A 26,290-nucleotide genomic window follows, 5' to 3' on the forward strand; every position below is an offset into this window, starting at 1 on the left:
GCAGGCCCGTGGCGCAGGCGGCACAGCGTGACCGCTGCGTGTACCTAGTCCGCTGGACTTGTCGTGGCGCCCCTCTATCATGGCCGCGCGGGGATACCCCGTGACCGAGCAACGATTGTTCAAGAGAGGGAGTTCGCTATGGATTTTGTTTCGGCTGTCAAAAGCTGCTTCGCGCAGTACGCAGGGTTTTCGGGCCGTGCGCCACGCTCCGAGTTCTGGTGGTTCGCGCTGTTCCAGCTCGGCGTGCTGGTGATTGCCACCATGATCAGCCAGGTGCTCTACGGCATTGCTGCCCTGGCCCTGCTGCTGCCCGCGCTGGCCGTGGGCGCGCGCCGCTTGCATGACATTGGGCGCTCCGGCTGGTGGCAGCTGCTGTCGCTCACCGGGATCGGCACCCTGGTGCTGATCTATTGGTGGGTGCAACCCAGCGGGGAATAAAGCCACGGCAGGCCAGCGCCGCGAGCTGGCTCCATAAAAAAGCCCGCAGACCGTAAGGCCTGCGGGCTTTTTTGTCATGGGCTGCGCAGTCAACACCAGGCCGCTGCGCAGGGGCCGGGCAATTACATGCCCATGCCGCCCATACCACCCATGCCGCCCATGTCAGGCATGCCGCCGCCAGCTGGGGCGTCATCCTTAGGAGCCTCAGCCACCATGGCTTCGGTCGTCAGCAGCAGCGATGCCACGGAGGCAGCGTTCTGCAGAGCCGTGCGGGTGACCTTCGTGGGGTCCAGAATGCCCAGTTCGAGCATGTCGCCGTACGTGTCGTTGGAGGCATTGAAGCCGTAGTTGCCCTTGCCAGCCAGCACAGCGTTCACCACGACGGAGGCTTCGCCACCGGCGTTGTTCACGATTTCGCGCAGAGGCGCTTCGATGGCCTTCAGCACCAGCTTGATACCGGCTTCTTGGTCGGCGTTGTCGCCCTTGACCGAGTCACCCACGGCTTGCTTGGCACGCAGCAGAGCCACGCCGCCACCGGCCACAACGCCTTCTTCCACAGCAGCGCGGGTCGCGTGCAGTGCGTCTTCCACGCGGGCCTTCTTTTCCTTCATTTCGACTTCGGTGGCAGCGCCGACTTTGATCACGGCCACGCCGCCAGCCAGCTTGGCCACGCGCTCTTGCAGCTTTTCGCGGTCGTAGTCGGACGTGGCTTCTTCGATCTGCACGCGCACTTGCTTGACGCGGGCTTCGATGTCAGCTGCAGCGCCAGCGCCGTCGATGATGATGGTGTTTTCCTTGCCCACTTCGATGCGCTTGGCTTGGCCCAGATCGGCCAGCGTGACCTTTTCCAGGGTCAGGCCCACTTCTTCAGCGATGACCTTGCCGCCCGTCAGGATGGCGATGTCTTCCAGCATGGCCTTGCGGCGATCGCCGAAGCCAGGAGCCTTGACAGCCACAACCTTCAGGATGCCGCGGATCGTGTTGACCACCAGCGTAGCCAGGGCTTCGCCGTCGACTTCTTCGGCAATGATCAGCAGGGGACGGCCGGCCTTGGCGACTTGTTCCAGCGTAGGCAGCAGGTCGCGGATGTTGCTGATCTTCTTGTCGAACAGCAGCACGAAGGGGTTGTCCAGAATGGCGGATTGCTTTTCTGGGTTGTTGATGAAGTAGGGCGACAGGTAGCCGCGGTCGAACTGCATGCCTTCCACGACGTCCAGTTCGCTTTCCAGCGACTTGCCGTCTTCCACGGTGATCACGCCTTCCTTGCCAACCTTGTCCATGGCGTCAGCGATCAGCTTGCCGATGGTTTCGTCGGAATTGGCGGAGATCGAACCCACTTGGGCGATTTCCTTGGAGGTGGTGGTGGGCTTGGAAGCCTTCTTCAGTTCGGCGACCAGGGCCGTCACAGCCTTGTCGATACCGCGCTTCAGGTCCATGGGGTTGATGCCAGCGGCCACGTACTTGAAGCCTTCGCGCACGATGGCTTGTGCCAGCACGGTGGCGGTGGTGGTGCCGTCACCAGCGTTGTCGCTGGTCTTGGACGCCACTTCCTTCACAAGCTGGGCGCCCATGTTCTGCAGCTTGTCCTTGAGTTCGATTTCCTTGGCCACGGACACACCGTCCTTGGTCACGGTGGGGGCGCCGAACGAGCGCTCCAGCACCACATTGCGACCCTTGGGGCCCAGCGTGACCTTGACCGCGTTGGCCAGGATGTTCACGCCTTCAACCATGCGAGCGCGGGCTTCGCCGCCGAAAACTACGTCTTTTGCTGCCATGTTTGGCTCCTAAAATTTGATTCAAATTGCCTGATAGCGCTTATTTGATAAGCGCTATCAGCTATGAAAAGATGAGTGATTCAGAGGGGCGAGAAATTATTTCTCGACCACTGCAAACAGGTCGTCTTCCTTCATCACCAGCAGCTCGTCGCCCTTGACCTTGACGGTCTGGCCCGAGTACTTGCCGAACAGAACGCGGTCACCGACCTTCACGTTCAGGGCAATCAGCTCGCCCTTGTCGTTCTTCTTGCCGGGGCCGACGGCCAGCACTTCACCTTGATCGGGCTTTTCAGCGGCGTTGTCGGGGATCACGATGCCGGAGGCGGTCGTGGTTTCGCTTTCGATACGCTTGACGATCACGCGATCGTGCAGGGGGCGAAGGTTCATTGCATTGCTCCTGTTTTCAGTAAAAAAAGCTGAGGGACTCACACAGCCCCGGCCATCCGAGGCTGCCAAACTGCCAGCAGGGAGTGCGGTGTTAGCACTCGTCTGCGGTGAGTGCTAATGATACGGGCATTTGTGGCCATTTCAAGACACCCCGCCAATCAGGTGGGGCTTCTGAGCCAGTTGTTTGGAAAACGCCCGCCTGGGTGCAGTTTCCATGGGGCGCTGAGCGTTGCGCGGTGGATTGGGGGCAGGCTTTTGCTGCTTGGGGGGAACAAGTGCCGCGGCAAGGGTGAGAAAACGCCCTCGCAACCATCTCCGACCCGTATCGGTCTGCGCTTTTGATTGCTATCCATAATGCATGACAGCTGACTTTCCTTCAGGAGCCGCAATGTTCCAGTTCACAGCCTCGGCGCGAACATCCCCCGCGGGCGCCCCTCTGGCTCCCCTTCATGCGGGACCTATGGCTCATCCCCTTGTTGCTTTGTCGATAACGAGTGGGCGCCCTGCGGTGCGGGCTTTGCCATGAGCGAAGCGCCTTTCCCGTACGATGGTCCCGAGGAGTTGCGCCAACCCATAGTGGCGGCGCTGAGCCGGGTGGTCGATCCCGAGGTGGCCCTGAATGTGGTGGATGTGGGGCTGGTATACGGAGTCACCGTGGCGCAAGGAAAGCTGCATGCCCGGGTCACCATGACCTCTGCAGCGTGCCCCGTGACTGACGTGATCCTTGAAGAAATCGAAGCTGAGCTGGATCGTGACATGCCACCGGAGTTGTTGATCCAGGTCGAGCTGGTCTGGGAGCCACCATGGTCCACCGACCGCTTGAGCGAGAGCGCCAAGCGCTTCATGGGGTGGTGACCACTCCGGCGGGTTCATCTCCCGCCAGGCTGCGAGCGGCGTCCACGCACGCCAGTCGCTTCGTCCCCATCCTTTTGATACTGGTTGCCATCTCGCTGCTGGGCGGCATCGCAGGGGGCCTGCTGCGAGCCGGTTGGGTGCTGTCTTTGCCCTTTTCGGGTGGCCATTGGTTAGGGAATGGAGCGGTGAGCCACGGGGCGCTGATGATTTGCGGGTTCATGGGCACCGTCATCGGTATCGAGCGAGCCGTTGCGGTCAAGCGGCACGCGGCCTGGCTGGCGCCGGTGGCCTCCGGGTGGGGTGGGCTGTGCCTGCTGGCGGGTCTGACGACAGCGGGTGCATGGCTGCTTGCGGTGGCCGCTGTGGTGTTCGTGGGGGTCAACGTGGTGGTGGTTCATCGCCAGCGTGCCGCCCATACCGTCTTGCTGCTCGCCAGCGCGCTGGCATGGCTGACGGGTAGCTTGTTGTTCCTGTTACGGCCTGAGGACATGTCCAGCGTGCCTTGGTGGTTTGCCTTTCTGGTGATGACGATTGCCGCTGAGCGCCTGGAAATGACGCGGTTGATGCGCAGACGTCCAGGGGCGCAGGTGTCGCTTTGGCTGCTCCTGGGTGCGCTGGCCGCAGGTGCCGCGCTGTCAGCGTTCTCTGTGCGGGCCGGTGGCGTGCTCTACGGCCTTTCGCTGTTTTGCCTGGCGCTGTGGCTTGGCATTTTTGACATCGCGCGTCGCACCGTGCTGGCCCAAGGCCTGGCGCGTTTCATGGCAGTGTGTTTGCTGGGGGGCTATGCGTGGCTAGCGGTTGCCGGGTGGGCTTGGATCGGCGCCGCGCTGGGTCTTCCGCTGCGCGATGCCGCGCTGCATGCTCTGGGGCTGGGGTTCATCGTAAGCATGATGATGGGGCATGCTCCGGTAATTCTTCCTGCCATCGCTCGCATCAAGCTTCAATTCGGCTCACTGTTCTATGTGCCGCTGGCGGTACTGCATTTGTCGCTGATCGTGCGGTTGGGCATCGGGCTGAACGACTTTGCGTGGCGGGGCACCGGAGCCCTGCTCAACGCGGTAGCCATTGCCTTGTTTGCGGCCGTGATGGTCGGGGCCGCGGTGCTCTGGCAGGCGCGCCACCGCTCCGGTGCGCCAAAACAAGATAGGTCGTGAAGCTCTCGGCCACCCCTCGCTGGCCGTGATGAATGGCGCGGCAATTTCCAGTGCCGTGTCGCACCGACTCCCCATGTCTTTAAGAGACGGTGGCCTGCGATCGGCCGGCGATCTGGAGCGTCATGCCGCACCCGCTTGTTCAATGGACCGCCCCATCATCAAGTCCAGGTTCTGCACCGCCGCCCCCGAGGCGCCCTTGCCCAGGTTGTCGAACACGGCGGTCAGCAGCACCTGGCCGTGGCGGGCGTTGCTGAACACCCCCAGCCGCAGCTGGTTGGTACCGTTCAGGGCCTGTGGGTCCAGGTGTTCGGCTGCTTCGGTAGCGGCGGGGGGCATCACCTCGACAAAGGGGGGCGTCGGCATAGTGCTGCTGCAGGCAGGCGTGCAGGTATTCGCCTTGTGTGCCCGGCGCGAGCTGCCGCAGATGCAACCCGACGGTCAGCACAATGCCCTGGCGGAAGGCGCCGTACGAGGGCAAGAAAAACGGCCGCTGCGATAGCCCGGCGTGTTGCGCGATTTCGGGCGTGTGTTTGTGCTCCAGCTGCAGCCCGTAGACCTGGAAGGCGGGCGCATGGGCTGCCTCGGGGCCTTCGTGCGCTTGCACGCGGGCACGACCACCGCCGGAATAGCCTGACACCGCATGGATGTTGAGTGCATGGTCGGCGGGCAGCAAACCGGCCTGCACCAGGGGCCGCAGCAGGGCGACGGCGCCTGTGGGGTAACAGCCAGGGTTGCTGACGCGTTGCGCGCTGGCGATGCGCGCGGCCTGCGCCGCATCCATCTCCGGAAAGCCATAGACCCATTGCGCGTCCGTGCGGTGGGCCGAACTGGCGTCGATCACGCGCACGGCGGGGTTGTGGATGGCGGCCACGGATTCGCGGGCGGCGGCGTCGGGCAGGCACAGGATGGCGATGTCGCAGCTGTTGATGGCTTCGGCGCGGCGCGTGGGGTTCTTGCGGTCGGATTCGGGCAGTGTCAGCAGCTGCAGGTCGGTGCGGCCGTGCAGGCGCTGGTGGATTTGCAGGCCGGTGGTGCCTTGGTCGCCGTCAATAAAAATAAGGGGCTGGTTGGTCATGGTGCGGATTCCTGGCATGGGGGGATGTGGAATCTTCGGCGTCGGTCTAAACTTTGAAAAGTTGAATTTCACAAACATCAAGATCAGTTCAGCTGAACGTCATGCGCGAACTCAATCTCGACCGGCTGCGCACCCTGGTCACCATCGCTGACCTCGGGTCTTTTGCCGAAGCGGCCCGTACGCTGCACCTGGCGCCGCCCACGGTCAGTCTGCACATTGCGGACCTGGAGGCGTTGATTGGTGCGCCGTTGCTGGTGCGCAAGCGGGGCGAGGTGCGGCCGTCCGGCGCGGGCGAGGTGCTGGTGGAGCGGGCGCGGCGCCTGCTGGCCGATGCCGACGAGGCCATGGACCTGGTGCGGCGCCAGGTGCAGGGGCTGGAGGGGCGGGTGCGCCTGGGCGCGTCCACCGGCGCCATCGCGCACCTGCTGCCCCAGGCGCTGGAGGTGCTCGGCCAGCACCACCCCGGCATCGACGTGCAGGTGGCGGTGCTCACGTCGCAGGAGACTGTGTCGCGGCTGGCGCTGGGCACGCTGGACGTGGGCCTGGTGGCCTTGCCCATGGTCTCGGTGCGCGGGGTGACGGTGATGCCGTGGCGGCGCGACCCGGTGATGGCGTTTGTCCCCTCGGCCTGGGCGGCACCCCGCAGGGTCACGCCCCAGTGGCTGGCTGGGCAGCCGTTGATCCTGAATGACGACGGCACCAGCCTGTCGCGTCTGACGAGCGAATGGCTGGCCCTGGCGGGCGAGCAACCCAAGGCGCGCATCCAGCTCAACTACAACGATGCCATCAAGAGTCTGGTGGCTGCGGGCTACGGAGCCACACTGCTGCCGCATGAGGCCTCCACCGCCACGCCGCTGGACCCGCGCATCTGCATGCTGCCGGTGCAGCCCCGGCTGTGGCGCCCCCTGGGCATTGCCCACCGCGCGGGCCCGGTGGAGCGCGCCACCCAGCATGTGCTGGATGTGCTGTGGCAGCAAAAGCAGGTGTGACGCGAAGCTCAACCGGGATTTTGCTGCCCCAGGCCGCAGCCTGTCGCTCAGGCTGCGTCGTCCCCGATGAGCAGCCGGGTGTCGGACACGTAGCGGTGCGGCGGCACCTCCAGGTTGGTGGGTGCGGGCTTGTTCTTGAAGACGCGGCCCGCCAGGTCGAAGGTGGAGCCGTGGCAGGGACAAAAGAAACCACCCTGCCATTGGTCGCCCACGCTGGGGTTGCTGGTGCCTGCGGGCACGGCAGTGGGGGAGCAGCCGAGGTGCGTGCAGATACCCACCGTGACAAACACCTCCGGGCGGATGGAGCGTTGCGGGTTGCGGGCGTACTCGGGTTGCTGGTCCTTGCGCGAGGCGGGGTCGGCCAGCGCGGCGTCTTGCTGGGGCAGGGCGGCCAGCATTTCGGGCGTGCGCCGCATGATCCACACGGGCTTGCCGCGCCATTCCACCGTCTTCACGCCGCCGGGCGGCAGGTCGCTGATGTCTACCTCCACACCGGCGCCCATGGCCCGGGCGCGTTCGCTGGGGGCGAGGCTGGACACCAGGGGCACGGCAACCCCTGCCGCCGCCACGCAGCCCGTGGCCGCTGTCAGCAGCACCAGCTGCCGACGCTCTGCGGAGGGGTTGCCCTGGGTGCCTGGAAGGGATCCATTCGGTGTCGCGGGGTGGAGGGCCATGGGGTGCTTTCTGAGAGAGAGGGGGCTCGACGGGGTGACGCCCACCGCCCACAACGCTGCGGGTGGCCATGCCTTACCGCAAACGACGTGCCATCACCCGCAAGACCGGCCTGCCATGGCACGCACTGCATGAAAAGCCCGTGAATTCAATGGGTTGCGCGCGCGATGTCGGGTTGGCAGGTGCGCCGCAGGCCCGGCAGCGGCCGGATTCACTGCCACCCGGTCTGCCAAACCGGCTGCCAACTGCCATCCGTTGAAGTCCGCATGGCATAGATCAAAGGCCTGCCGGCGAAACCGGTGCACCGTCAGGGCCTTTGCCTGTACCGAGGTGTTGCCATGCCCCGTCTCTCCGCGCCGCCCACCGAACTGGTGTCCTTTCTGGAAGGGCTGCCCGATCCGCACATCCTGCTGGACGACCGCTATCGCATCCTGGCGGCCAATGGGGCCTATCGCCGCCAGTTCGGTGCAGCGGGCGGAGTGGAGGGACGCGTTGTGGGGCGCCCCTGTCACGCCGTGTCTCACCATGCCAGCGTGCCCTGTGACCAGGCGGGCGAGTCCTGCCCACTCGCGCAGGCGCGCGCCTCGGGGCAGCGCGAACGGGTGCTGCATGTGCACCACACGGACCAGGGCGAGGAATATGTACAGATCGAGCTGGCGCCGGTGGCGGGTGCGGACGGCACCACAGGGTTCTTTGTCGAAAAGATGGTGCCTTTGCCGGTGGCGGCGCAGCCGGTGCCGTCGGCGCAGGGGCTCATCGGGCGTTCGCCCGCGTTCCAGAGGATGCTGGGCCTGGTGGCGCGGGTGGCACCCTCGCGGGCTGCGGTATTGTTGCTGGGCGAGTCGGGCACGGGCAAGGAGCTGGTGGCCCATGCCGTGCACCAGAGCAGCCTGCGCGCGCGGCGCGCACTGGTGCCCGTGGACTGCTCCAGCCTGCCCGAGGCGCTGTTCGAGTCCGAGCTGTTCGGGCATGAGAAAGGGGCGTTCACCGGCGCGGCCCAAGCCCGGCCGGGGCTGGTGGAGGCGGCAGACGGCGGCACGCTGTTTCTGGACGAGGTGGGCGACATCCCCCTGCCGCTGCAGGTCAAGCTGCTGCGCCTGCTGGAGACTGGTACCTACCGCCGCGTGGGCAGCACCGAGCTGCGGCATGCCGACCTGCGCGTGGTATCGGCCACGCACCGCAATCTGCCGCACATGGTGGCTGCAGGGCGTTTTCGTGAAGACTTGTACTACCGCCTGAGCACCTTCCCCATCCACCTGCCACCGCTGCGCGAACGCCAGGGCGATACCGCCCTGCTGGCACGCGCGCTGCTGGAGCGTGTGGCACCCCCGCCCCGGGCGCTGCAGCTGTCTGGCGCTGCGCTGGCCTTGCTGGAGGTGCAGCCCTACCCCGGTAATGTGCGGGAGCTGCGCAACCTGCTGGAGCGCACCGCCTTGCTGTGCGATGGCGACACCATCGGCGCTGAGCATGTGCAGCAAGCGCTTGCCTGCGGCCTGCCGCCGCTCGTGAGTGGGGTGGAGAAGGGCGTAGTGGAGCCGCGTGCATTGGCGGCGTTGGCCGGGTCGTCACGTCAACGACGCTTGCTGGACGACGAGGCCCTGCAACAGGCTCTGGCAGCCCACCAAGGCAGCCGTGCCGCGCTGGCGCGGCAGCTGGGCATCAGCGAGCGGTCGCTGTACCGGCGGCTGAAAACCTTGGGCGCATGGCACCCATAGATGAAGAAATCGGCCCCAGGCGCATAGGTTGATTGCGTTAGCAGCTATTGTTTATATAGCGTCTGGTGTGTCGTGCCTGCTTACACCACCGCATCGGGCGCCAGCGCGCTCAGCACCATGCGCACGATCAGCTCTTCGGCCTTTTCGTAGTCGCGCTCGGTCAGAGCGGGCTTGCCCAGCAGCAGGGCGAACTGGGCCTCCTGCTCCGCGTACGCCTGGGTGACCGACCAGATGATGAACATGAGGTGCGTGAAGTTGACCTTGGCAATGCGTCCCTCGCGCGCCCAGCGCTCGAAGGTGCGACCTCGGTCTTGAGCAGCGGCGCCACACGTTCGGTGATGGCTGTGCCATACCGTGGTGCACCCGCAATCACCTCTTTGGTGAACACCTTGGCGCCCTGCGGGCGCGTGCGCGAGTAGTGCAGCTTGGCGCGGATGTAACGCCGCAGCGCCTGCTGCGGGTCGTCGCTGTGTGACAGGTCTTCCATGCCCGCCAGCCACTGGGTGAGCACATCGTCCAGCACCCGCTGGTACAGCGCCTCCTTGCTCGGGAAGTAATACAGCAGGTTGTGGCGGCTGATGCCGATGGCGGCGGCAATGCTCTCCAGCGAGGCGCCTTCAAAGCCGAATTGCGCAAACTGGTTCTCCGCCTCGGTGAGGATGCCTTGCTCCTTGAGCAAGCGCGACGCCGTGGGGGCGCGGGGCGCGGACTCGTCAAGTGCGGGCGGGCGGGCCACCTTGCGGGGGCGGGGGGCGGGATTGGCAGGGGACGGGCGGGCTGCAGTCATTGCACCATTGTGGAACAAGCCGGGGCCTGAAAACTGGCAATTGGCTGGCTGGAGGCTGGCACGCGGTTTGCTGTAGGGATTTTACCAATTGGTAAATTTTTACGGGTTGGTAAATTGACCCACAACGCAGGGCACCGCCGCCCCAAAGCAGCGGGCACCTGCACCCCACAGCGAGGACCACGATGAAACCTCCGAAGTTTGCGGATACCAGCCTTCACGCTGGTGCCGCATTGGTTGGCGCCACTGGCTGGCGCTCCAACGCTGCGCGGCGTGCGCTTGCACGCCCCCTGGGCGCCCAGACCCCCACCCTCACCCTCTCGGAGGAAACCTGATGGACACACCCGCAAGCCGTGCCTGCGGCATTCACGCCGCACGCCTGAACCTGGCCGACTACGCCGTCAACTTTGGCGACGCACACCCGCCGCTCACTCGGGCGCAAGCGCTGATCGAGGCTGAGCGCTGCTACTACTGCCACGACGCCCCCTGCGCCACGGCCTGCCCCACGGGCATCGACATCCCCTCGTTCATCCACCGCATTGCGCAGGACAACAACCGCGGCGCAGCGCGGGCGATTCTGGAGGCCAACCCGCTGGGCGGCATGTGCGCGCGGGTGTGCCCCACCGAGGTGCTGTGCGAGCAGGCCTGCGTGCGCAACACCAACGAAGACAAGCCGGTGGAGATCGGCTCGCTGCAGCGCTACGCCACCGACGCCTTCTTTGCCCAGCCCGGGGCTCCGCTGTTCCAGCGCGCAGCCGCCACCGGCAAGTGCGTGGCCGTGGTGGGCGCCGGGCCTGCGGGCCTGGCCTGTGCGCATGGCCTGGCCGTGCGCGGGCATGACGTGGTGCTGTTCGAGGCGCGACCCAAGCTCGGCGGCCTCAATGAATATGGCCTGGCCAGCTACAAGACCACCAACAACTTTGCGCAGAAGGAAGTGGAGTGGCTGCTGTCCATCGGTGGTATCGAGGTGCGCACCGGCCAGCAACTGGGCCGTGACATCACGCTCGATAGCCTGCTGGGCGCGTACGACGCCGTGTTCCTGGGGCTGGGCCTGCAGGGCGTGAACGCGCTGGGCGTGGCCGAGCCCACGGCCACCGGTTTGCGCAATGCGGTGGACTTCATCGCCGAGTTGCGCCAGAGCTCCGACCTCTCCACCCTGCCCGTGGGCCGCCGCGTGGTGGTGATTGGCGGCGGCATGACGGCGGTGGACGCCGCCGTGCAGTCGCGCAAGCTGGGGGCGGAAGAAGTGACCATCGTCTACCGCCGGGGCGCCGAGGCCATGTCGGCATCGGCCGTGGAGCAGCAATGGGCGCAGACGAACGGCGTGACCATTCGCCACTGGGCCGCACCGAAAGAGGTGCTGAGCGAAAACGGCGCGGTGAAGGGCGTGCGCTTCGCCGCCACGGCGTTGGGCGACGGCAAGCTGGTGGAAACCGGCGAGATCTTCACGCTCGAGGCCGACATGGTGCTCAAGGCCATCGGCCAGACCTTTGTGGCCGAGCCTGTGGGCAACCGCATCGCGCTGGAGGGCGGGCGCATTACCACCGATGCCGAAGGCCAGACCAGCCTGCCGCGTGTGTGGGCCGGTGGCGATTGCCGCGTGGGCGGCCGCGACCTCACGGTGGAGGCGGTGGAGCACGGCAAGGTCGCCGCTGTTTCCATCCACGCCGCACTGATGGCTTGAGATGGCCTGAAGCGGCCTGAACTCCTTCACCCCAGTTTTCACGGGAGCACCCCATGGCAGACATTCGCAGCAATTTTCTGGGCATCCAAAGTCCCAACCCCTTCTGGCTGGCCTCCGCACCACCCACTGACAAAGAGATCAACGTCACCCGCGCCTTCGAGGCGGGCTGGGGCGGTGTGGTGTGGAAGACGCTGGGCGAAGACCCGGCGGTCGTCAACGTGAACGGCCCGCGCTACTCCACGCTCATGTCGCAAGACCGCCGCGTGATCGGCCTGAACAACATCGAGCTGATCACCGACCGGCCGCTGCACACCAACCTGGAAGAAATCAAGCGCGTCAAACGCAACTGGCCGGACCGGGCCATGATCGTCTCGCTCATGGTGCCCTGCGAGGAGCAGAGCTGGAAGAACATCTTGCCGCTGGTGGAAGACACCGGCGCTGATGGCATTGAACTCAACTTCGGCTGCCCGCACGGCATGAGCGAGCGCGGCATGGGTGCGGCCGTGGGCCAGGTGCCCGAGTACATCCAGATGGTCACTGCCTGGTGCAAGCACTACAGCAAGCTGCCGGTGATCGTGAAGCTCACGCCCAACATCACCGACGTGCGCCAGCCCGCACGCGCCGCCAAGGCGGGCGGGGCCGATGCCGTGTCACTCATCAACACCATCAACTCCATCATGGGTGTGGACCTGGACCGCATGGTCATGAGCCCGAGCACGGACGGCTGGGGCTCGCACGGCGGCTACTGCGGTCCGGCCGTCAAGCCCATCGCACTCAACATGGTGGCCGAGATTGCACGCGATGCACAAACGGCCGGCCTGCCCATCAGCGGCATTGGCGGCATCACCACGTGGCGCGACGCGGCCGAGTACATCGCACTGGGCTGTGGCACGGTGCAGGTGTGCACGGCGGCCATGGTGTATGGCTTCAAGATCGTGCAGGACATGTGCGATGGCCTGTCCAACTTCATGGACGACCACGGCTACGCCACGCTCGACGACTTCAAGGGCCAGGCCGTGCCCACAGTCAAAGATTGGAAGAACCTCAACCTCAACCACATCGAAAAAGCCGTCATCAACCAGGACGCCTGCATCCAGTGCGGCCGTTGCCATGTGGTGTGCGAAGACACCTCGCACCAGGCCATCACCTTCACCAAGGACGGCGGCGTGCGCAAGTTCGAGATCAACGAGGCCGAGTGCGTGGGCTGCAACCTGTGCGTGTCAATCTGCCCCGTGCCCGAGTGCATCACTATGCGCGCGTTGGAACCCGGCGAGGTGGATGTGCGCACGGGCAAGACGGTGACGGGCGAATACGCCAACTGGACCACGCACCCCAACAACCCGCAGCGTGTGTCTGCAGCCGCTTGATATGTGCCCCTGCGTGCGTTTGCCACAGGCCCCGCAAGGCGTTGTGACGGCACCCGTGGTGGTGCCGATTTGCAACGCATGCTGCACTGCATCTGGTGCAGTTCTTGCGTGATCTCTAGCATCGCTCGCTTCCCTTTGCCCGCCATCTGCCAGCGTGAGGGCGCTGGAACAGACAGCGGGTTGTGTGCAACCCCAACGACGTCTTTGACAGGAGTACAGGCATGACCAACAGTACCGGCAGCGCGGCCCATGTGGCGGGGCTGATGCCCGGCGATGCATCCAACACGCTCGCCAATGAAGATCTGCTCCCCACCACCGCCGCGCAGCGACACTGGACGTGGAAGGACTTTGCCGCACTCTGGGTGGGCATGGTCGTGTGTGTGCCCACCTACACCATGGCCAGCTCCATGCTGGACCAGGGCTTTACCTGGCAGATGGCGGTGTGGCTGGTGTTCCTGGCCAACTGCATCGTGCTGGTGCCCATGGTGCTCATCGGGCGCGTAGGGCCCCGGTACGGCGTGCCGTTCCCGGTGTTGGCGCGTGCATCGTTTGGCGTAAAAGGCGCCAACCTGCCCGCCGTGCTGCGCGGCCTGGTGGCGTGCGGCTGGTTCTCCATCAACTGCTACTTTGGCGCGCTGGCGCTGCACGGGTTCCTCAACATCCTGGGCATGGGGCTCGCAGGCCCCGCCGATGGGCAGACCATCAGCACCTCGCAGTTCATGTGCTTCCTGGCGTTTTGGGCGGTGCACATCTGGTTCATCTGGAAGGGCCCGGAGTCCATCCGCAAGCTCGAAGTGATTGCCGCGCCGCTGATGATCATTGCGTCCATTGCGCTGGTCGTCGTGCTGATGATGAAGGTGCCCTCGGGCCAGCTTTTCAACCTGCCCGCCAAGGTGGTCGAGGGCGGCCCCAAGACCTGGGCGGCGCTGACCGGCCTGGTCGGCTTCTGGGCCACGCTGGCGCTCAACATTCCGGACTTCACCCGCTTTGCCAAGTCGCAGAAGGACCAAGTGTTGGGCCAGGCGATTGGCCTGCCGATTCCCATGGCGCTGTTTTCCATGGTGGGCGTGATCGGCTTCTCTGCCTCGGCCATCCTGTACGGCAAGGCCCAGCTGTTCCCCGATGGTCTGCTCACGCAAATGGGCAGCGTGGCCGCAGGCCTGGGCCTGCTGGTGATCTTGCTGGCCAACCTCACGACCAACGTGGCCGCCAACCTGGTGTCGCCGTCGTATGACTTCAGCCAGTGCGCGCCGTCCAAGATCAGCTTCCGCATGGGCGGTCTGATCGCTGCGGGCATCGGCCTGCTGTTCATGCCCTGGAAGCTGCTGGCCACCTCGGGCGGCTATCTGTTCACCTGGCTGGGCGGCTATGGCACGCTGCTGGGCGCCATTGCGGGCATCCTGCTGGTGGACTACTACCTGGTGCGCAAGAGCGAGCTGAAGGTGGACGACCTGTACCGCCGTGGCGGTGAATACGAGTACAGCAACGGCTGGAACCTGCAGGCCCTGATTGCCTTTGCACTGGGTGTGCTGCCCTGCCTGCCGGGCTACCTGGCGGTGTCGGGTGTGGTGGACAAGGCGGGCATGCCTGCCATCTGGCTGTCGCTGTTCGACTCGGGCTGGTTCTTCAGCCTGGCGGTGGCCGGCACCTACTACTACCTGACGGCCAAGAAGAAGTGATCCCCCGGACCCTGCCTGGGCCTGGTGCCAGTGCAGGGTCCCTTTTTTTGAATTGATCTGTATCCCTGAAGGAGATCCCCATGAGCCAAGCCCTTGTGATCCGCGGTGGCACCGTGGTCAACGCCGACCGTGAACAGCGCGCCGATGTGTTGTGCGTCGATGGCCGCATCGTGGCCGTGGGGGAGGATGCTGCTACTCAGGCCCCCGCGGGTGCAGAGACGCTGGACGCCAGCGGCCAGTACGTGCTGCCCGGCGGTATCGACCCGCATACGCACATGCAACTGCCTTTCATGGGCACCGTCACCATGGACGACTTCTTCACCGGCACGGCCGCCGCGCTGGCGGGTGGCACCACGAGCATCATCGACTTTGTGATCCCCGATCCGCAAGAACCCATCCTGGATGCTTATCGCAAGTGGCGCGGTTGGGCGGAAAAGTCGGCTGCCGACTATTCCTTCCACGTCGCCATCACCTGGTGGAGCGAGCAGGTGCGCGCCGACATGGGCACGCTGGTGCAGGAGGAGGGCGTGAACAGCTTCAAGCACTTCATGGCCTACAAGAACGCCATCATGTGCGACGACGAAACCCTGGTGAACAGCTTCAAGCGCGCGCTTGAACTGGGCGCCATGCCCACGGTGCATGCCGAAAATGGTGAACTGGTCTACCTGCTGCAGCAGGAAGTCGCCAAGATGGGCATCACCGGCCCCGAGGGCCACCCGCTCTCGCGCCCGCCCATGGTCGAGGCCGAGGCCGCCAACCGTGCCATCGCCATTGCCGACGTGCTGGGCGTGCCGATTTACGTGGTGCACGTGAGCTGCATGGAGTCTGCCGACGCCATCGCCCGCGCCCGCGCACGCGGCCAGCGCGTGTACGGCGAGGTGCTGGCCGGCCACCTGCTGGTGGACGACAGCGTGTACCGCGACCCCGACTTTGCCAAGGCCGCCGCCTATGTGATGAGCCCACCCTTCCGCCCCAAGGGCCATCAAGAGGCGCTGTGGCGCGGCCTGCAGTCGGGCCAGCTGCACACCACGGCGACGGACCACTGCACCTTCTGCGCCGCGCAAAAGGCCATGGGCAAGGAGAACTTTGCCAAGATCCCCAACGGCACCGGCGGCGTGGAAGAGCGCATGGCCGCGCTGTGGGACGGCGGTGTGAACACCGGGCGCCTCACGCCCAGCGAGTTCGTGGCCATCACCTCGGCCAACGCAGCCAAGCTGTTCAACATCTACCCCCGCAAGGGTTTCATCGGCGAAGGCGCCGACGCCGACCTGGTGCTGTGGGACCCGCAAGGCACCAAGACCGTCTCGGCCAAGACCCAGTTCAGCAAGGGCGACTTCAACATCTTTGAAGGCTGCACCGTGCGGGGCATCCCCAGCCACACCGTGAGCCAGGGCCGCGTGGTGTTTGCCAACGGCGACCTGCGCGCCGAGCAAGGCAAGGGCCGTTACATCAAGCGCCCGGCGTTTGGCGCCAACTTCCAGGCGGTGCAAAAGCGCGCGCAGGACCTGGCCCCCACGGCGGTGGCGCGCTGACCGCTGCAATGCATCTGGAGAACACCATGGACACCAAAGTCAAACCCAATATCGAAAACCTGCGCATCAACGGCCAGCGCCTGTGGGCTTCGCTCATGGAGCTGGCGCAGATCGGCGCCACCCCCAAGGGCGGCGTGTGCCGCTTGACCCTCACCGACCTGGACAAACAGGGCCGCGACCTCGTCACCCGCTGGGCATGCGAAGCGGGCATGACGGTGACCATCGACAAGATCGGCAACGGCTTCATGCGCCGCCCCGGCCGCAACAACAACCTGCCACCCATCATGACCGGCAGCCACATCGACACCCAGCCCACGGGCGGCAAGTTCGACGGCAACTACGGCGTGCTGGCGGGCATCGAGGTGGTGCGCACGCTCAATGACCATGGCATCGAAACCGAAGCCCCCATCGAAGTCGCGTTCTGGACCAATGAAGAAGGCAGCCGCTTTGTGCCCGTGATGATGGGCTCGGGCGTGTTCGCCAAGGCCTTCACGCTGGAGCACGCCTACGCCGCCACCGACACCGAAGGCAAGACGGTGAAGGGCGAGCTGGAGCGCATCGGCTACATCGGCGACCAGGAACCGGGCGACCACCCCATCGGCGCGTACTTCGAGACCCACATCGAACAAGGCCCGGTGCTGGAGGACAACGACAAGACCATCGGCGTGGTCAGTGGCGTGCTGGGCATCCGCTGGTTCGACTGCACCGTGACCGGCATGGAAGCCCACGCAGGCCCCACGCCCATGGCCCTGCGCAAAGACGCGATGCTGGCCGCCACGCGCATCATGCAAGACGTGGTGGCCGCAGCCCATCGCCACCCGCCCCACGGGCGCGGCACGGTGGGCATGGTGCAGGTGTTCCCCAACAGCCGCAACGTCATCCCCGGCCGGGTCAAGTTCAGCATCGACCTGCGCAACAGCACCGACGCGCTGGTCGATGCCATGGCGGCCGAGGTCAAGGCCTTTGCCGACCAGGTGGCCCAAGAGCACGGTGTGCAGGTGCACATCGAGATGGTGTCCAGCTACCCCGCGCAGCTCTTCCAGCCCGAGTGCGTGGAGGCCGTGGGCCGCGCCGCTGCCAAGCTGGGCTACAGCCACATGCCCGCCGTTTCGGGTGCCGGGCACGACGCCGTGTACATGGCCAAGCTCGCGCCCAGCGGCATGATCTTCATCCCCTGCAAGGACGGCATCAGCCACAACGAGATCGAGGATGCGAAACCTGAGCACATCGAGGCGGGGTGCAACGTGCTGCTGCATGCCATGCTGGAGCGGGCAGGCACCTAGTGCTATATAAAATATAGCTTCTGACGCATGTTACATAGGCACTTGCACCCGTTTTGATGCAAAACCGGGTGGGTAGGGTCAGTCCAGCTCCGTCAGCCCCAGAAAGTGGTCCAGCATGTGGAAGTGGTCTTCAAAGAATTCCTCTTCCATGCCTGCCAGCTGGTCGATGCGTGTCCACTGCACCAGCGCCGCATCGTCGTCGGCCTGCACCACCGGGAAGGGCGCATCGCCCAGGTCGAAGTAATGCGCATGCGTGATGGTGCGGCCGCGCTGGCTGCGGTCGGGGTGGTCGAACACGGCCACTGACTGGAGCGCGGCGCGCATGGTGGCCTCGGGCAGGTGGCAGTGGGTTTCTTCCACCAGCTCGCGCAGACAGGACTGCCACACCGTCTCCCGTTGCTCGATGAAGCCGCCGGGCACGGCCAGCTGGCCTTTGCCGGGCGCGTGGGCGCGGCGGATCAGCAGCACATGGTCCTGGCAGCGCAGCACGGCGTCCACCGTCACGAACACGGGCGGGTAGGGCGCGGCGGACCAGGCTTCGCGGTAGCTGCGCAGCATGCGCCACTCCTCCTGCAGTGCAGGGTAGTGCGGGGTCTGTGCAAAGTCTTCCAATCTGGCAATGGTGCTCTCGGGGATCTCGTTGGCCAGCGGCGCCACCGCAGCGCGTGCGGTGGCGGGTGTGGCGCCAAAGTACGCATCGCGGATGGCGGTGGCATCGATGCGGCCCTGGCGCTCCACATGGATCAGCTGCCAGCCCGGAAAGGCGCCGAGGTAGCCGCTGGTCGCATCCTTGAAGTGGCCCACCAGGCCGATGCTCGCGCCCGGTGCGGTCAGGCGGGCCACGCCCCGCCGCACCGCCTGCACCCACACGGTTTCGTTGTAGTAGTCGCGCATGGGCAGCACCTGCACCCGGGCGCTGTCGGCGGCGGGCAGGGCTGCGCGCAGCATGGCTTCGCGCTCCTGCCAGGTGAAGGGGTTCTTGGGCGAGCGCGCCTGCCAGGCTGAGCCGACCACCACGATGACCTGTGGTGCGCTGTCCAGCGCACGTTGCAGCAGGGCCATGTGGCCGCTGTGGACGGGCTCAAAGCGTCCGATGTAGAGGGCGGTATCGACCATGTGTCTCCGGCAGGTGGTGCGCATTGGGCCTTTTGTCTCCCTAGCCCGGGGGGCGCCTTGGTGCTTGCGGCGGCTGCGGCCGGCCCTGGCCTGGAAGGGCATGCGAGGGGCGTTGAAGCGGCCTTGGGGCAGGTTTTACAGGCTTTTTGGCTGGATGTGCAGAAATGATATGCGCTGGTAGCTATCTTTTTTGTAGTAATTTTATCGCCCATCTAGGCGTGAAGGGGTGGGGAGCCGGGCTGTGTCGTTGTCGCCCAGGTCGTTGTGTCGCCCGAGCCCATGGTGCTGCCCAGGCTGTCATGCAACGGGCTGGGCGGCGGTGTGCACCACGCGCTGGCAAAAAAGGGGTGGACCTGGTCCCGCAAACGTGGCGACAATGCGCCGCTTGCATGCGGGGCCCAGTGATTTCCCACCGCGGCTCCCGTCCTTTTCGCGCTTTGGTTCGGCGAGGCGGCGTGCAAGCCCACCTGTGTGAACCTGGGGGACGGCGCCCGCTGTGGCCTGTCCGCACCTCCAATAACAGGCCTGCAGAATGCGGGCCCTTCGAGGGAGATCCATGTCGTTGCGGCTCAAATTCAACCTGGTGCTGGCGGGCGTGCTGCTGCTGGCGGTGCTGGGCGCCGGCGCCTATGTGCACCGCTTCTTGCAGCAATCCGCCATCGAGGAGGTGCAGCACAACTCGCAGATCATGATGCACGCCGCCATGGCCATCCGCGACTACACGACCGAGCTGGTCAAACCCCACCTGGATGTGACGCTGGCAGAAAAATTCCTGCCGCAGACCGTGCCCGCGTACGCCGCCACCGAGACGCTGCGCCGCCTGCAAAACCGCTTTCCGGGCTATGAGTACAAGGAAGCGGTGCTCAACCCCACCAACCTGCGCGACCGGGCCAACGAGTGGGAGGAGCGCATCATCAGTGACTTCCGCGAAGGCCGGGCCGACCTCAAGAAGGAGGTGACCGGCGAGGTGGGTGAAGGCATGCACCGCGCCCTGTACGTGGCCCGGCCCATCACCATCAAGCAGCCGCAGTGCATGGCCTGCCACAGCACGCCGGCCGTGGCGCCGCCCACCATGCTCAAGGTCTACGGTGACAAGAACGGCTTTGGCTGGGGCATGAACGAGACCGTGGGTATCCAGGTGGTGAAGGTGCCCATGTACTTCCCGCTGGAGAAGGCACGTCAGACCTTCAACACCGTGATGGCGGCGCTGGTGGGCAGCTTTGTGTTGCTGTTTGTGGGTCTGAACCTGTCGCTGTCGTCGCTGGTGATCGAGCCCATGGCGCGGCTCAACCGCAAGCTGGAAGACCTGGCCACCAAGGATTTCCTGACGGACCTGGTGAACCGCCGCCGCTTCTTTGAAAGGCTGGAGACCGAGATGGCCGACACCCGCATCAAGAAGGGTAGTTTGTCGGTGGTGATGTTCGACATCGATTTTTTCAAACGCATCAACGATACCTTCGGGCATGACTCGGGCGATGTGGTGCTCAAGAGCACGGCGCTGCGTGTGCGCGAGCTGCTGCGCTCGTCCGACTGCGCTGCGCGCTTTGGAGGCGAGGAGTTCATCATCCTGCTCAAGGAAACCCCGGTGGACGCCGCCATGGCTATGGCAGAGGCCGTGCGTGCGCGCATTGCGGGGACGCCGTTTGACGCGGTGGGCCATGTCAGTGCCAGTTTTGGCGTGGCCACCTGGGACCACAAGGAAGACAGCCATGCATTGATCAAGCGCGCAGACACGGCGCTGTACAAGGCCAAGTCCAGCGGTCGCAACTGTGTGGTGCGGGCCGAAGAGGCGGCGTGATCCGGTGCGTGCATCGGAGCCGAGGCCGCCCGCTCAGGCCGTGACGGCCTTGGCTTCTTCGTAGTCCGCCCGGTAGCTTGCAGCCAGCGCCGTTTTCTGCCTTTCCGTCAATAACTTGCCGGCCATCTGGAAGAAGCGGTGTTCCTCTTCCTTCAGGTGGTGCTCCACCTTTTCGGCCAGCTTTTTTGCCAGCGGCAGCCAGGCGGGGCTCGAAGGCTCGGTCTCTTCCAGTGACTCCACCAGTTCGTCGATCTGGTGGTGCTCTGAAATGGCGTGGCGCGACAGGTCGATGCCCGCGTCGTGGGCCATCAGCGGCACATAGAAGTGCCGGTCCTCGGCCTGGGCGTGGGCGGCAAGCTCTTTCTTGAGTTGGTCGAACAGCTCACGCCGCTCGGGCGTGTCGCCGCTGGTGTCGATGAGTGCGCCGTACAGCGCGCGCTGGCGCTCATGGCTCTCGCGCAAGGCTTCAAAGATGTTGGTGGTGTCGGTCATGGGGCAGCTTTTTTGCGTGGATGAAGGTGCACAGGACTACTTGAGCACTTTGCGTGCAGCGCCCACCCCAATGATCGCCAGCACCACAAACACCACGGCAATCACCAGAAACAGCACGAACAGCACCTTGGCAATGCCCGCCGCACCTGCGGCGACACCGCTGAAACCCAGGGCCCCAGCCACGAGGGAAATCAGGGCAAAAATGATGGCGTACTTCAGCATGGTGGTCGCTCCTTGCAGTGAACAGTGGGGCAGCGCGGCGCTGCGGAAGGTGTGCAGGAACGATACCGACGGACTGTGGAGCGCGCCGTCAGTGCAGGCGGGCGGTGGGTGTAGGAGAGCACCGCTGAGGAGCCCGCGGGGCCAAAAGAAAAGCCGCAACGCGGGGCGTTGCAGCTTGGGAGGTGGGTGCGGCTCTGACGGCCTTTTGGCCTTTGCTCACATTGCTGCTCAATATGAGCTTCGTCCACGGACGGAGAGCCGCGACATGCGCGGGGGGCTTACAGCCCGGTTGCTGCGCGAAGCGCAGCGGCTTTGTCCGTACCTTGGTCTGCGTTCACATCGCTTGCGCGATATGAACTTCGCCCGAAGGCCGATACCGCCCTATTCGCGCGGCGGGCTTTACAGCCCGGCTGCAGCGCGAAGCGCAGCAGCTTTATCGGTCTTCTCCCAGCTGAACTCGGGTTCTTCGCGGCCGAAGTGGCCGTACGCTGCGGTCTTTTCATAGATCGGGCGCAGCAGGTCCAGCATCTGGATGATGCCCTTGGGGCGCAGGTCGAAATGCTCGCGCACCAGAGCGGCCAGGCGCTCGTCCGACACCACGCCCGTGCCCTCGGTGTACACGGTGATGTTCATCGGCTCGGCCACGCCGATGGCGTAGGCCACCTGGATCTGGCACTGGCGGGCCAGGCCGGCGGCCACGATGTTCTTGGCCACGTAGCGCGCGGCATAGGCGGCCGAGCGGTCCACCTTCGTTGGGTCCTTGCCGCTGAACGCACCGCCGCCGTGGGGGCAGGCACCGCCGTAGGTGTCCACGATGATCTTGCGGCCGGTCAGACCGCAGTCGCCTTGCGGGCCGCCGATGACGAAGCGGCCGGTGGGGTTGATCAGGTAGCGCGTGTCTTTGAGCCATTCCTTGGGCAGCACGGGCTTGATGATCTCTTCGATGATGGCTTCGGTGAACGAGGCCTTCATCTTGGTTTGCGTTTCGCTCTGGTCGGGGTGGTGCTGGGTGGAGAGCACCACGGTGTCGATGCTGTGGGGCTTGCCGTCCACGTAGCGCATCGTCACTTGCGACTTGGCGTCGGGGCGCAGGAACGGCAGGCGGCCGTCCTTGCGCAGCTGGGCCTGGCGCTCGACGAGGCGGTGTGCGTAGTAGATCGGCGCGGGCATCAGCTCGGGCGTCTCGTCGCAGGCGTAGCCGAACATCAGGCCCTGGTCACCGGCGCCGGTGTTCAAGTGGTCGTCGCTCGCGTGGTCCACGCCCTGGGCGATGTCGTTGGACTGCTTGTCGTAGGCCACCAGCACGGCGCAGCCCTTGTAGTCAATGCCGTAGTCGGTGTTGTCGTAGCCGATGCGCTTGATGGTGTCGCGTGCCACCTGGATGTAGTCCACGTGGGCGTTGGTGGTGATTTCGCCCGCCAGCACCACGAGGCCGGTGTTGGTCAGCGTTTCAGCGGCGACGCGGCTGCGGGGGTCTTGCTTGAAGATCGCATCGAGAATCGCGTCCGAGATCTGATCGGCCACCTTGTCGGGGTGGCCTTCGGAGACGGATTCCGAGGTAAAGAGAAAGTCGTTCGCCATTTGAATAAACTCCTGTGTTCCGGCATTTGGGGCGTTGCCCTCACCCCGAAGGAGCTTTGGCGAACGCTTTAGCAGTTTTTTTTAACGTCGCCCTGCAAGTTGCTCATTTAACTCAGCGACCCCTCTATTTTAATGCCAGTCGTCTTTCGATTCTTTTCCGTATTTCCACTGTGGTTGCTCCACGTCATGGGCGCGGCCATGGGCTGGGTGGCGTTTGTGGCATCGCCCACGTACCGGCGCCGGTTCCTCGCCAACTCGGCACTGGCGGGGTATGCGTTTGGCGATGTGCGTGCTGCCGTGGCCCACGCGGGGCGCATGGTGGCCGAGCTGCCGCGCCTGTGGCTGGGCGCCACCATGCCCTGCACCCTTGCGGGCGAAGCCTGCGTGGAGCGGGCCTATGCCGCGGGCCGCGGCATCGTGTTTCTCACCCCGCACCAGGGGTGCTTTGAGCTGTCGGCCCAGGCCGCTGCGCGGCGCTGGAGTGCGGAGCGTGGCCCCATCACGGTGCTGTACCGCCCCGCGCGCCAGGCCTGGCTGGCCAAGGTGATGGAAACCGCCCGCAACCGCCCCGGCATGCTGGCCGTGCCCACCACGCTGGCGGGGGTGCGCCAGATGATCAAGGCCTTGCGCCGGGGCGAGGCCGTGGGCCTGCTGCCCGACCAGGTGCCGCCCGAAGGCCAGGGCCAGTGGTCGCCCTTTTTTGGACGGGACGCCTACACCATGACCCTGGCCGTGCGCCTGGCGCAGCAGACCGGTGCGGCCGTGGTGCTGGCGCGTTGCGAGCGGCTGCCCTGGGGGCGTGGCTACGTCACGCATTTCGAGCCCTTGGCCCGGCCGCTGTCCGACCAGATGGACCAGGCTGTGCTGCAGATCAACCAGGCCATGGAACACCTCATTCGCCAATGCCCCGAGCAATACTTGTGGGGCTATGGCCGCTACAAGCAGCCGCGCGGCGAGGCTTCTCCTGCCGAACCTGCAGCAGGGGGCGCGGCATGAAGGGCCTGACAGGGCGTCTGGGCGTGGGGTTCATGCGGGTGCTGGCGCTGCTGCCGCTGCCGGTGTTGCGCGGCATGGGCTGGCTGCTGGGGCAGGCGGCGTTCGTGCTGGTGGCGCCCCGGCGTCGGGTGGCGTTGCGCAATCTGGCCCTGTGCTTCCCCGACTGGACCGAAGCGCGCCGCCGCGCCGTGGCGCGGGCCAGCTTTGTGGCGTTCTGCCAGACCTGGCTGGACCGCAGCTGGCTCTGGGCCGCGCCGCGTTCGGTGGTGGAGCAGCGTGTGCGCCTGACGGGCGCGGTGCACGAGCTGGAAGGCGACACGCCCACCATTCTGTTTGCGCCGCACTTCTACGGCATGGACGCGGGGGGGCTGGCCTTGCCGCTGCGCAGCAGCCGTGCGTTCACCTCCATCTTTGCCACCCACCCCGACCCGGCGGTGGATGCTTGGTTCATGGCGGGGCGCCAGCGGTTTGGCGATGTGCGCATGCTCAACCGTTCGGACGGCGTCAAACCCATCATCGCCAGCCTGCGCAAGGGCGGGCTGCTGTACCTGCTGCCCGACATGGACTACGGCCGCAACGATTCGGTGTTTGTACCGTTCTACGGCGTGACGGCGGCCACCATTCCGTCGCTGTCGCGGTTTGCGCGGCTGGGCCGGGCCAAGGTGGTGGGCGTGTATTCGCGCATGACGCCCACCGGGTACGTGGCCGAAGTCTCGCCGGCCTGGGCCAACTACCCCACTGACGATGCGGAGGCCGATACGGCCCGCATGAACCGTGAACTGCAGGCCGTGATCGACACCATGCCCGAGCAGTACTACTGGGTGCACAAGCGATTCAAGACCCGCCCGGAGGGCGAGCCCTCGGTGTATTCACGCTGAAATCTCAGGGAAAATGGCCTGAAGCGCTAGTACATCATGCGTTGATAGCTATTGTTTGGATAGCAAAAATCGCCGCAGTTCCATGGCCACGCGCTCGGGGTGCTCGTGCACGACCCAGTGTGATGCCTGCTCCACCTGCTGCACCTGCAACCGGGGAATCCAGCCGGGCAGGCCGTCGAGCAGGCCGGGCAGCAGGGCAGGGTCGTCCATGCCCCACACCACCAGCGTGGGCACGTCCACCGTCAACATCGATTCGGGCAGGGTGATGGCCTGGGCACCCGGGTCGCCCTCGCGCGGCGGGCGGATGGGGCTGGCGCGGTAGTAGTTGCAGGCACCCTGCAAGCCCTGCTGCCACAGGCCGCGGTACTGGGCGCGCACCTCATCGGTCAGCCATGCGGGCGCGCTGCCGTCCGGGGCGTTGAAAAAGGCGAACAGGCGGCGGAAGTCGTCTTCGGCCAGCAGGGCCTCGGCATCGGGCCTACACAAGAAGTGCATGTACTGGCTGCCGGCCTGCTGGGCGGCGTTGTGTGACAGCTCGCGCACAAACGCGCCGGGGTGGGGTGAGTTGATGATGGCCAGGCGCTTCATCAGCTGGGGCTGCTGGTTGGCCAGGTTCCACGCCACGGCGCCGCCCCAGTCATGCGCAATCAGGCATTCCAGCGCGCTGCCAGGGCATTCGTGGGTAATCAGTGCCACCAGGTCCTGCACCAGGTGCTTGGCGCGGTACGCGTCCACCGCCTGTGGGCTGCTGGACGGGCCAAACCCGCGCAGGTAAGGTGCCACACAACGATAGCCGCCGTTTTCGGGGCGGGCAAAGTGCAGCAGCAGTTCGTCCCAGATGAAGGCTCCCTCGGGGAACCCGTGCAGAAACAACAGCACGGGGCGCCCGGGGATGCCGCTCACGCGGCAGTGCAGGGTGATTCCGTGGGGGAGGTCAACAGGGCAATCTTGGATCATGGCGCTATGCATTTTGTAGCTGCGAGCGCATGAAAAGATTGCGCTTGCGGCTAGTTGGACTCGGATTCGCCGGTGGACGACGGCTGGGCGGGGCTGACGCTGTCCGCAGCGGCAGAGGGCTCTTCGGAGAGGGGCTTCACCGGGTGCGCCCACTGCCACAGCAGCTGGGCCACTTCATCCACCCCTTGCTTCTTGAGGGCGGAAAACATCTTCACCTCGCCGCCACCGGCGTGCAGTCGCGTAATCGACAGCACCTTGGCCTGTTCGGCGCGCGTGAGCTTGTCGGCCTTGGTCAGCACGATGAGGAACTTAAGGCCTTCTTCCACGCGAGGGCGCACCACTTCGAGCAGGGCTTCGTCCAGCTCGGTGAGACCCAGGCGCGGATCGCACAGCAGCACGATGCCGGTCAGGCCGGGCCGGCTGACGAGGTAGTTAACCATCACCTGCTGCCAGCGCACCTTGTCCGAGCGCGACACGGCGGCGTAGCCATAGCCGGGCAGGTCGGCCAGCACGGCGTCCATCACCCCTTGTTTGCCCAGCGAGAACAGGTTGATGTGCTGGGTGCGCCCTGGCTTTTTGGACGCAAACGCCAGCTGCTTTTGCTGGGTGAGGGTGTTGATGCAGGTGGATTTGCCCGCATTGGAGCGGCCCACGAAGGCGATTTCGGGCACGTCGATGGGCGGCAGGTGGTGCAGTTGCGCCGCCGTGGTGAGGAACCTGGCAGTGTGCATCCAGCCCATGGCGATTTTGGCGTCGGGTGCGGGCGGGAGAGAGCCAGCAACTGGCGCAGAGGGGGGTGTCGTCATGGGGAGTTGGGAGAGAAAGAACCGTCATTGTAGAATCGCGAGGTTTTGCGCACAT

23 protein-coding genes and 2 pseudogenes are annotated in these 26,290 nt (G+C 65.4%); 14 read left to right on the forward strand and 11 right to left on the reverse strand.

Going from position 1 to position 26,290, the window contains the following annotated elements; translation table 11 throughout:
- Positions 1 to 138 precede the first annotated feature (138 nt).
- Complete coding sequence (locus tag ASD94_RS07710) at positions 139 to 438, forward strand: DUF805 domain-containing protein (protein ID WP_015012623.1); 300 nt, start codon at positions 139 to 141, stop codon at positions 436 to 438.
- Positions 439 to 560: 122 nt separating this feature from the next.
- On the opposite strand, the gene groL is transcribed toward ASD94_RS07710, so the two are convergent.
- Both groL and ASD94_RS07720 read right to left on the reverse strand, forming a co-directional pair.
- Entirely contained in the window at positions 561 to 2,213 is a 1,653-nt protein-coding gene (groL, locus tag ASD94_RS07715; RefSeq protein WP_056640909.1) for a chaperonin GroEL, read from the reverse strand.
- A 96-nt stretch (positions 2,214 to 2,309) separates the two neighbouring features.
- Positions 2,310 to 2,600: a co-chaperone GroES gene (locus tag ASD94_RS07720; protein WP_005799501.1), complete on the reverse strand. Its 291-nt coding sequence runs from the start codon at positions 2,598 to 2,600 to the stop codon at positions 2,310 to 2,312.
- A gap of 522 nt (positions 2,601 to 3,122) precedes the next feature.
- Here ASD94_RS07720 and ASD94_RS07725 point away from each other — a divergent pair.
- On the forward strand, positions 3,123 to 3,455 hold the full coding sequence (locus ASD94_RS07725; protein WP_056640913.1) for a metal-sulfur cluster assembly factor: 333 nt from the start codon (positions 3,123 to 3,125) through the stop codon (positions 3,453 to 3,455).
- A gap of 218 nt (positions 3,456 to 3,673) precedes the next feature.
- Entirely contained in the window at positions 3,674 to 4,609 is a 936-nt protein-coding gene (locus ASD94_RS07730) for a hypothetical protein (protein WP_235510601.1), read from the forward strand.
- Between the two features lie 120 nt (positions 4,610 to 4,729).
- On the opposite strand, the pseudogene argC reads toward ASD94_RS07730, so the two are convergent.
- Positions 4,730 to 5,684: pseudogene (gene argC / locus ASD94_RS07735) on the reverse strand (N-acetyl-gamma-glutamyl-phosphate reductase).
- 101 nt (positions 5,685 to 5,785) lie between these two features.
- Between argC and ASD94_RS07740 the strand changes: the two are divergent.
- Complete coding sequence (locus ASD94_RS07740; RefSeq protein ID WP_056640915.1) at positions 5,786 to 6,673, forward strand: LysR family transcriptional regulator; 888 nt, start codon at positions 5,786 to 5,788, stop codon at positions 6,671 to 6,673.
- A 47-nt stretch (positions 6,674 to 6,720) separates the two neighbouring features.
- Here the strand turns inward: ASD94_RS07740 and petA are convergent, their stop codons facing one another.
- Complete coding sequence (petA, locus tag ASD94_RS07745) at positions 6,721 to 7,347, reverse strand: ubiquinol-cytochrome c reductase iron-sulfur subunit (RefSeq protein ID WP_056640918.1); 627 nt, start codon at positions 7,345 to 7,347, stop codon at positions 6,721 to 6,723.
- A 336-nt stretch (positions 7,348 to 7,683) separates the two neighbouring features.
- On the opposite strand from petA, the gene ASD94_RS07750 reads away from it, so the two are divergent.
- Entirely contained in the window at positions 7,684 to 9,060 is a 1,377-nt protein-coding gene (locus ASD94_RS07750) for a sigma-54-dependent Fis family transcriptional regulator (RefSeq protein ID WP_056640920.1), read from the forward strand.
- Between the two features lie 80 nt (positions 9,061 to 9,140).
- On the opposite strand, the pseudogene ASD94_RS07755 reads toward ASD94_RS07750, so the two are convergent.
- Positions 9,141 to 9,847 (reverse strand): annotated as a pseudogene (locus tag ASD94_RS07755) (TetR family transcriptional regulator C-terminal domain-containing protein).
- A 182-nt stretch (positions 9,848 to 10,029) separates the two neighbouring features.
- Between ASD94_RS07755 and ASD94_RS23490 the strand changes: the two are divergent.
- The 6 genes from ASD94_RS23490 to ASD94_RS07780 all read left to right on the forward strand — a co-directional run bounded on the left by ASD94_RS23490 (position 10,030) and on the right by ASD94_RS07780 (position 17,389).
- The gene (locus tag ASD94_RS23490) at positions 10,030 to 10,179 is read left to right on the forward strand and encodes a hypothetical protein (RefSeq protein WP_156391371.1); all 150 of its coding nucleotides are present in this window, start codon (positions 10,030 to 10,032) and stop codon (positions 10,177 to 10,179) included.
- Entirely contained in the window at positions 10,179 to 11,528 is a 1,350-nt protein-coding gene (locus ASD94_RS07760) for an NAD(P)-dependent oxidoreductase (protein WP_056640923.1), read from the forward strand. The genes ASD94_RS23490 and ASD94_RS07760 overlap by 1 nt, the downstream gene beginning before the upstream one ends.
- Before the next feature lie 53 nt (positions 11,529 to 11,581).
- Positions 11,582 to 12,895, forward strand: a complete 1,314-nt coding sequence (preA, locus tag ASD94_RS07765; protein WP_056640925.1) for an NAD-dependent dihydropyrimidine dehydrogenase subunit PreA — start codon at positions 11,582 to 11,584, stop codon at positions 12,893 to 12,895.
- Between the two features lie 221 nt (positions 12,896 to 13,116).
- A complete protein-coding gene (locus tag ASD94_RS07770; RefSeq protein WP_056640928.1) occupies positions 13,117 to 14,574 on the forward strand; it encodes an NCS1 family nucleobase:cation symporter-1 in 1,458 nt (485 codons plus the stop codon).
- Between the two features lie 80 nt (positions 14,575 to 14,654).
- A complete protein-coding gene (gene hydA, locus ASD94_RS07775; protein WP_056640931.1) occupies positions 14,655 to 16,106 on the forward strand; it encodes a dihydropyrimidinase in 1,452 nt (483 codons plus the stop codon).
- Between the two features lie 26 nt (positions 16,107 to 16,132).
- On the forward strand, positions 16,133 to 17,389 hold the full coding sequence (locus ASD94_RS07780; protein ID WP_056641741.1) for a Zn-dependent hydrolase: 1,257 nt from the start codon (positions 16,133 to 16,135) through the stop codon (positions 17,387 to 17,389).
- Between the two features lie 78 nt (positions 17,390 to 17,467).
- Here the strand turns inward: ASD94_RS07780 and ASD94_RS07785 are convergent, their stop codons facing one another.
- Entirely contained in the window at positions 17,468 to 18,505 is a 1,038-nt protein-coding gene (locus tag ASD94_RS07785; protein WP_056640933.1) for a bifunctional nicotinamide-nucleotide adenylyltransferase/Nudix hydroxylase, read from the reverse strand.
- A gap of 556 nt (positions 18,506 to 19,061) precedes the next feature.
- Between ASD94_RS07785 and ASD94_RS07790 the strand changes: the two genes are divergently transcribed.
- The gene (locus tag ASD94_RS07790) at positions 19,062 to 20,303 is read left to right on the forward strand and encodes a diguanylate cyclase (RefSeq protein WP_056640936.1); all 1,242 of its coding nucleotides are present in this window, start codon (positions 19,062 to 19,064) and stop codon (positions 20,301 to 20,303) included.
- Positions 20,304 to 20,336: 33 nt separating this feature from the next.
- Here the strand turns inward: ASD94_RS07790 and ASD94_RS07795 are convergent, their stop codons facing one another.
- The 3 genes from ASD94_RS07795 to metK form a co-directional block, all read right to left on the reverse strand.
- On the reverse strand, positions 20,337 to 20,795 hold the full coding sequence (locus ASD94_RS07795) for a hemerythrin domain-containing protein (RefSeq protein ID WP_056640937.1): 459 nt from the start codon (positions 20,793 to 20,795) through the stop codon (positions 20,337 to 20,339).
- Positions 20,796 to 20,831: 36 nt separating this feature from the next.
- On the reverse strand, positions 20,832 to 21,017 hold the full coding sequence (locus tag ASD94_RS07800) for a DUF1328 domain-containing protein (protein WP_056640940.1): 186 nt from the start codon (positions 21,015 to 21,017) through the stop codon (positions 20,832 to 20,834).
- Positions 21,018 to 21,416: 399 nt separating this feature from the next.
- Positions 21,417 to 22,598, reverse strand: a complete 1,182-nt coding sequence (gene metK / locus ASD94_RS07805) for a methionine adenosyltransferase (RefSeq protein WP_056640943.1) — start codon at positions 22,596 to 22,598, stop codon at positions 21,417 to 21,419.
- 132 nt (positions 22,599 to 22,730) lie between these two features.
- Between metK and ASD94_RS07810 the strand changes: the two genes are divergently transcribed.
- Both ASD94_RS07810 and ASD94_RS07815 read left to right on the forward strand, forming a co-directional pair.
- Positions 22,731 to 23,594, forward strand: coding sequence for a lysophospholipid acyltransferase family protein (locus tag ASD94_RS07810; RefSeq protein WP_056640946.1), 864 nt, complete (start codon positions 22,731 to 22,733; stop codon positions 23,592 to 23,594).
- Positions 23,595 to 23,599: 5 nt separating this feature from the next.
- Positions 23,600 to 24,472 (forward strand): lysophospholipid acyltransferase family protein, encoded by an 873-nt coding sequence (locus tag ASD94_RS07815; protein WP_056641746.1) that lies wholly within the window; start codon positions 23,600 to 23,602, stop codon positions 24,470 to 24,472.
- Between the two features lie 48 nt (positions 24,473 to 24,520).
- Here the strand turns inward: ASD94_RS07815 and ASD94_RS07820 are convergent, their stop codons facing one another.
- Both ASD94_RS07820 and yihA read right to left on the reverse strand, forming a co-directional pair.
- On the reverse strand, positions 24,521 to 25,429 hold the full coding sequence (locus tag ASD94_RS07820) for an alpha/beta fold hydrolase (RefSeq protein ID WP_056640950.1): 909 nt from the start codon (positions 25,427 to 25,429) through the stop codon (positions 24,521 to 24,523).
- Positions 25,430 to 25,479: 50 nt separating this feature from the next.
- Positions 25,480 to 26,235 carry a ribosome biogenesis GTP-binding protein YihA/YsxC gene (gene yihA / locus ASD94_RS07825; protein WP_056640953.1) on the reverse strand — a complete coding sequence of 252 codons (756 nt, stop codon included), beginning with the start codon at positions 26,233 to 26,235 and terminating at the stop codon, positions 25,480 to 25,482.
- Between the last annotated feature and the right edge of the window lie 55 nt (positions 26,236 to 26,290).

Source organism: Acidovorax sp. Root70, from assembly GCF_001428225.1.
In the GTDB taxonomy this organism is placed as follows: Bacteria; Pseudomonadota; Gammaproteobacteria; order Burkholderiales; family Burkholderiaceae_C; genus Acidovorax.